Raw genomic sequence first — 2,479 nt, 5'->3', positions numbered from 1 at the left:
TATATCCTGCTGAAATTGCTTTCCTTTAAAATGATTCATCGTCATTCCTCCTGCTATCTTTTTCTATTATTCTACCTTATTTGATAGTAGATTTAAAACTTTGCAACAGAACCCACTAGCTAGCTAAAATATTTCTATTTCTGGAAATTAGTATTAGCGGAAGTAGAAACACACAAAAAACAGAAGGGAAACTGATTTTATTTACAAGTCTTTAGGTTATGATGATTTACTAGATTAATACACTTTAAAAGTGCTTAAATAGAGCGCTTTTTTATATCCTTTAAAACGCCCGTAACACGATTTTAGAGCCATTCAAGACAACGTGGTAGCGAATGATTTTTATTGGAAAATAGTGGAATTTCAAGTTTTAGAGCCATTCAAGACAACATGGCAGCGAAGTAAATGAACAACGCTGCCCTCTTCCGTGTGTGATTTTCCCTTTTTGATTTTTCTAGCACGTCCTTATTAGCCCCTAAAAAGCCCGTAGCGCCGTTTTAATTGTTGGGGGTATAATTATATTCGAGACGTTTTAAAATGACCCCCGCCCCCTATTTTGAGCCAAGGAGAGCCACCACAAGGTGTTCTCTTGTATCGCAGACTAATTTTTGAGGCTTTTAAGGGGCAAATGTGGGCAAGATACGGGGTACAGAGCCGAACTTACCCCAAAAATTACTTTCAAAAACCCGCTGAAGAGCGGGCTCGGCTTTTAAAATCAAGTCTCAAATCAAAAGAACGGCTCTTTCAGACCAACAAAAGTAACGTTCCCTTGCATATTAATCGCAATGAATACGTTGAACGGATGCTTAAAGAACGTCAAAAACACTATGAAAAGTCACAAGGAAAGATAACTCCAGACCAAAAACGGGTAGGATATAGCCGTATTCGCTTTCGAGAACTGGAAAATGGGCGGTTAGAACTCTTTAAGGTCGATTACAAGCACGGAGAGCGGATGATTTCAGCGGTTCAACCGTTCGACGTTATCAAAGTAGCCACTTTTGAAGGCTACGCCTTGGCAGCTGCCGACGTTATGCGAGCAGTCGGACACAATCGTTTAGACGTTTTGCAGACGTATTTGTAAGTTTTTGTGCTCTTTGTTAAAACCCGATGTTTTTGTAACGCTAGAAATTTAAAGAAAACTAAAAAATGGAAAAAATAACTCGCAGATTGACGATTTTTTTCGCAGAAAAAATCAAAATCTGAGTGTTTATATATATTTATATTATATTTATATTATATTTAGGCAACTCATGAGCCTTAGAGCCCCAAGGGTTTTCACGTTTTATGGGGTACAAAATGCCACAACTTAGGGTACAAAATGCCACAACTTAGGGTACAAAATGCCACAACTTAGGGTACAAAATGCCACAACTTAGGGTACAAAAAAATAAATTGTCTTTTTAAATGTTTTCTGTTATTATAAAGACAAAAAATAATAGAGGTTCCCATATGAATGAAATAGTCCGATACAATAATGATTTAAATGGTTTAAAAATGCGAAAATGGACAGCAGAGGAAATGAATTTTTTCTTTTCTGTAATAGCAAAAGTTAGAGATAAGGGAACACGTTCAGTTACCTTTAATTCTGATGATTTAAAGGAATTAAGTAATTTTGCTGACAGACATCAGCAACGTTGGGAAGAGGTTATCGATGGTGTCGCAAATAAAGTAGCTAATTTGAAATATTATGAAAGAACAGAAAAACGAATTTTAATCATGAATTTATTTGCTTATTTTGAAGCAGATATTATCAGTAAAACAATAGAAGTTGAAGTATCTTCGAAATTTGAGTATGTTGTCAATAAATTACTGACAAATTTTACTCAGTATGAACTTGAAGAGTTTACCAATATTCGTTCGACTTATGCTAAAACTTTGTATAGATTACTTAAACAGTGGCGAACAGTGGGAAAAAAAGAATTTGAAATTAATGAATTCAAAGAAATTCTGGATACTCCAACAAGCTATCGTCCAAGTGAAATAAATAGATTAATATTAAATCCAACCCTTAAGCAGCTTTCTCCGTATTTTAAAGACTTAAAAATAAAGACAATCAAGTCAAATAAACGTGGTAACCCTGTTTTAGGTTATGAATTTACATGGAAACCAGAAAAAACAGGTGAGTGGGAAGAGGATAAATACAAGAAAAATGACTTCTACAAGTCTAAAAATAGCACATCAAATGTACCAGATTGGGTAGAAAAAGAATACAAGCATAGTGCTACAGCGGAAGAACAGGCTAAACTTGAAGAATTAAGACGTAGCATGTCTGAAGATTGAGGAGGAAAGATATCTTGGGTAGGTGGTAAAAAACTAACTGAAAAACAGATTATTGCTCTACATGCAAAGGAAGAAGTCATGGTAAAAGGGGTTCTGTTGCAAAGTTTTAAATCTACTATCAAATAAGGTAGAATAATAGAAAAAGATAGCAGGAGGAATGACGATGAATCATTTTAAAGGAAAGCAATTTCAGCAGGATGTG

The 2,479-nt window shown here is 35.0% G+C and carries 2 protein-coding genes; both read left to right on the top strand.

The window, feature by feature from the left end; genetic code table 11:
• The first annotated feature begins 586 nt into the window (after window positions 1-586).
• Window positions 587-1,078 (top strand): hypothetical protein, encoded by a 492-nt coding sequence (locus C1G53_RS12205; RefSeq protein ID WP_230243451.1) that lies wholly within the window; start codon window positions 587-589, stop codon window positions 1,076-1,078.
• 368 nt (window positions 1,079-1,446) lie between these two features.
• Window positions 1,447-2,277, top strand: a complete 831-nt coding sequence (locus C1G53_RS12200; protein ID WP_238138849.1) for a replication initiation protein — start codon at window positions 1,447-1,449, stop codon at window positions 2,275-2,277.
• The last annotated feature ends 202 nt before the right edge of the window (window positions 2,278-2,479 follow it).

Origin of the sequence: Streptococcus suis (assembly GCF_002960445.1) — a bacterium.
In the GTDB taxonomy this organism is placed as follows: Bacteria; Bacillota; Bacilli; order Lactobacillales; family Streptococcaceae; genus Streptococcus; species Streptococcus hyiners.
Note: the sequence above shows the minus strand (reverse complement) of the source record. Positions and strands in the feature narration are given on the sequence as shown.